This window comes from Oleiphilus sp. HI0079, assembly GCF_001635105.1.
This window is the reverse complement of record NZ_LWFT01000057.1, coordinates 1-3790: the sequence shown is the minus strand read 5'-3', so window position 1 is coordinate 3790 and position 3790 is coordinate 1. Positions and strand designations below refer to the sequence as shown.

Annotated in this window: 4 protein-coding genes and 2 tRNA genes; 1 reads left to right on the top strand and 5 read right to left on the bottom strand. The window is 46.9% G+C overall.

The window, feature by feature from the left end; genetic code table 11:
- Positions 1–495: lipopolysaccharide assembly protein LapB (locus tag A3750_RS00910; RefSeq protein WP_156498279.1), on the top strand; the 495-nt coding region annotated here is incomplete at its 5' end.
- A 61-nt stretch (positions 496–556) separates the two neighbouring features.
- On the opposite strand, the gene nadA is transcribed toward A3750_RS00910, so the two are convergent.
- The 5 genes from nadA to pal all read right to left on the bottom strand — a co-directional run bounded on the left by nadA (position 557) and on the right by pal (position 3577).
- Positions 557–1594, bottom strand: a complete 1038-nt coding sequence (gene nadA / locus A3750_RS00905; protein WP_068455738.1) for a quinolinate synthase NadA — start codon at positions 1592–1594, stop codon at positions 557–559.
- 129 nt (positions 1595–1723) lie between these two features.
- Positions 1724–1799, bottom strand: a tRNA-Lys gene (locus A3750_RS00900).
- A gap of 107 nt (positions 1800–1906) precedes the next feature.
- Positions 1907–1982 (bottom strand) — tRNA-Lys (locus A3750_RS00895).
- A 112-nt stretch (positions 1983–2094) separates the two neighbouring features.
- Positions 2095–2967, bottom strand: a complete 873-nt coding sequence (ybgF, locus tag A3750_RS00890) for a tol-pal system protein YbgF (RefSeq protein ID WP_197466284.1) — start codon at positions 2965–2967, stop codon at positions 2095–2097.
- A gap of 43 nt (positions 2968–3010) precedes the next feature.
- Positions 3011–3577 carry a peptidoglycan-associated lipoprotein Pal gene (gene pal / locus A3750_RS00885; RefSeq protein ID WP_068455744.1) on the bottom strand — a complete coding sequence of 189 codons (567 nt, stop codon included), beginning with the start codon at positions 3575–3577 and terminating at the stop codon, positions 3011–3013.
- Positions 3578–3790 lie beyond the last annotated feature (213 nt).

Below are 3790 nucleotides of genomic sequence, written 5' to 3'. Positions count from 1 at the left end.
CTTGAAAGCGACCCTTCCTTCTCACTCAAAACCTTTGAAGAACTCCACACGAAATATCCAGGGACGATCGCAATTAGCATCTTTTTGGCAGAAGCCGAATACTCCGCTGGCAAAAAACAGGATGCGTTCGAGCGCTTAAAGCAGCTTCTTGAGTTCAACCCAAACAACTACCCTAGCGCTCTTCTTCTAGCCGAACTATATGACCTCGAAAAACGCTACGCGGAAGCGGAAAACATCTTAATCAAACTAACGCGAGCGCAAGAGGATAATCCTCTCGTCTGGTATATGCTTTCGGAAATTCACGGGCAAGCAGGCAATATTGTCGGACTTCGACAAGCGCGGGCGCAATTTTTCATACTAACAGGCCGCTATGACCAAGCTATTGAGCAATTGCAACTGGGCATCAAGATCGCCAAGCCAAACAGCCGCTTGGCTAGCATTATGAAAGGCCAACTAGATCGCGCTTACGACCTCAAAGAAAACCCTCCGTTTTAAAAACGGGGACGCCCAAAGAATCAACGATGAATAGAATAACGTTTACACCCTCACAAACGAACTAGCGCGCAGTAAAGGACAACATCCGCTCCAAAGGCTTCAGTGCGTCTCTGCGAAGGGTATCATCGACAAAGACCTCACAACCGTCACTGTTGAGCAGCACATCACGAACCCCCTCCAAGCCGTTCATAGCCATCCAAGGGCAATGAGCACAGCTACGACATGTTGCTCCGCTGCCCGCAGTCGGAGCCTCAATGAAGGTTTTCCCCGGGCTCAACTGCTTCATCTTGTAGAAAATGCCGTTGTCCGTTGCAACGATAAACGTCTCGTTGGGAAGCACTTGAGAGGCTTTAATGAGTTGCGACGTTGAGCCGACCGCATCTGCGAGTTCAACCATTGCATCAGGCGACTCAGGATGAACTAGAACAGCCGCTTCCGGATAAATCTTCTTAAGATCTTTTATCCCCGAAGCTTTAAACTCCTCGTGCACAATACACGCCCCATCCCACAGCAACATATCAGCGCCCGTTTGATGCTGAATATAGCTACCAAGATGTTTATCTGGACCCCAAAGTATTTTCTTTCCGGCGCGATCTAGATGCTCAATCACATCGAGCGCAATACTTGAAGTAACAACCCAATCTGCTCTTGCTTTTACAGCCGCAGACGTATTGGCGTAAACGACTACAGTCCGATCAGGGTGCTGATCGCAGAAACGAGAGAACTCGTCGACTGGACAGCCAATATCTAGGGAGCACGTAGCCTCTAAAGTCGGCATTACAACACGCTTATCCGGACTAAGAATCTTTGCCGTTTCACCCATAAATTTGACACCAGCAACAACGAGCGTTTTCGCATCACACGACGCGCCAAAGCGCGCCATTTCCAATGAGTCGGAAACAAGACCACCAGTCTCTTCGGCTAAAGCCTGTATAGATTCATCTGTATAATAATGCGCGATTAACACCGCATTTTCCTGCTTTAGCAGCTTCGCGATTTCGTTGCTGAGCGTATCAACACGAGCCACATCGAGCTCTTTAGGAATTTTTTCTTGCGCCAAGTGCTCTTGAACAAGAACACGATCTTGAAGATGACCCATTTACACCAAACCCATTGAATTTAACTAGTGGAATTATACCTAAACACGCGCGAACGCTCTAGAAAATACATGACGCCATTTCAGTTGAATGAGGAGGAACAACAGCTTATGCAGGTCAGAACAAAGAAGTGGTGGGTCGTGCAGGATTCGAACCTGCGACCAATTGGTTAAAAGCCAACTGCTCTACCAACTGAGCTAACGACCCCTTGAAAACGCCTATTAAGGCGATCGATGCGTGTTGGAAACACATCTTAGATAAACTGTCGGACTATCTTACCCAGACTACTCGGTACGCCCTAGCCAATTAAAAATTGGTGGGTCGTGCAGGATTCGAACCTGCGACCAATTGGTTAAAAGCCAACTGCTCTACCAACTGAGCTAACGACCCGACAGGGCGCATATAGTAATGATTTTAAGAAAAATAACAAGCCAATTTTCTAGTTTTTTTTGATCAGTCGGCACATACAACAAAAGAAACTAACGCCTTTAAAATCAACCACTTACCTAGAAATCGTGTAATTTTCCGCCAACTTAGCAGCCGTACTGTTTGGAAATTGCTGCTGAACCTGCTTCAAATATTGCTCAGCACTCGCTGGGTCTTGAAGCCGATCCAAAGTCACAGCCAGCTTGTACATTGCGTCCGGCAACTTTCTGTGCCCAGGAAAGGTCTTTACAACAATAGAGAACGCCTGTTTCGCCTGCTCAAGTTTTGGTAATACAAGATAAACCTCCCCCAACCAGTAAAACGCATTCCCTGTTAAATCGCCTTCTGGATATTTCTCGACATATGCATGCAATGCCTCAATTGCTTCGGGAAACTTTTTATCCCGAACATAATTGTATGCATTTTGATAGGCTACCTTTTGCTCCTCCGTCTCTTTTACAGCACCACCAGTTCTTTTGGGCGTCTGGACAGGCACAACCTCTCCACCCAAACCAACGGGAATTACGACTCCAGTCGCTTCAGATGGAGGCTGGTTAGCGACCGAGGCACTTTGAGTCACTAGACCGTCGCGCGAATCGATACCAGCATTGGCCAGTTTCTTCGACAGATCTTGCAAGCGCTGATCAATATCGCGATAGCGCTCTTTAGACAGCTTTTGCATCTGACGAATTTCATAGTCTTTCTCTTCAACAATACCTCGAAGCATCATTACCTCTTGCTTCAATTGCTCAACGAGAAAAAAGAGCTCACTATTAACACTAGGGGCCGGCAATGAGGTTTTCGGCGGGGCCGAAGACGCGCCAGTATTGACCGGCTTATCTTTGCGTGGCTCAGCGAGCTCGGGCTGGGAAGAAACATCACTAGACTGAAAGATCAACGTTTTTGCGCTAACCGAAGAGGTCAAAGCACAAATAAAAAAGGACTTCAAAAGAAGCCCTTTTCTTTGAATAAGTAAAGCTAGCATTGCTTACTTATTGATACTGCAGAACTGCACGACGGTTCTTAGACCAAGCCGAGTCGTTAGAGCCAGGCATAGCCGGTCTCTCTTCGCCATAGCTGACAACTTCGATCTGAGATGCCTGCACGCCGTTCACTTTCAAAAACTGTGCTACAGAGTTACCGCGACGCTCACCCAGTGCAATGTTGTACTCTTTTGTACCACGCTCATCACAGTGCCCTTCAACAACAATTTTCGCTTCAGGGTTCTGCGCTAAATAAGCTGCATGTGCTGCCAATGGCGCTCGGAATTCGGACTTAATCGTAGACTGATCAAGATCGAAGTAGATTGTTTTTACTTCGCGCATTGCAGCCTTTTCTTTCTCTGCCGCCTCTTGCGCTTTTTGCTCAGCAAGCTGCTGTTCGGTCATTGCTTCGTCAGATCCAGCACCAGTGCCTGCACCCGTACCAGAAGCTTCTCCAGTCTGCTCGGCTGTTGGCTCTAAAGGCTCTTCATCAGCAGTGCTTGTTGTTTCACAACCAACCAATACAGTTGTCGCTAAAATCAGGGCTAGGCCATGTTTGTAAGCTTCTAGTTTCATTGTTCTTCCTTTGTCAGATCTAAGATAATTCGTAGCCGCTTTTGTAATCATTCTATCAAGCGTTTGGTTTTTTCGTTCGGCCATGCGCTCTAAAACACATCACGCGCACATAGCTTGAGGACTGAGTTCATACTAATTCAAGCATCCCGCGCCACACAAGACACCTATTTATAATTTTAGTTTAGAAATGGTGACCATGCAGGTTCTCTTACC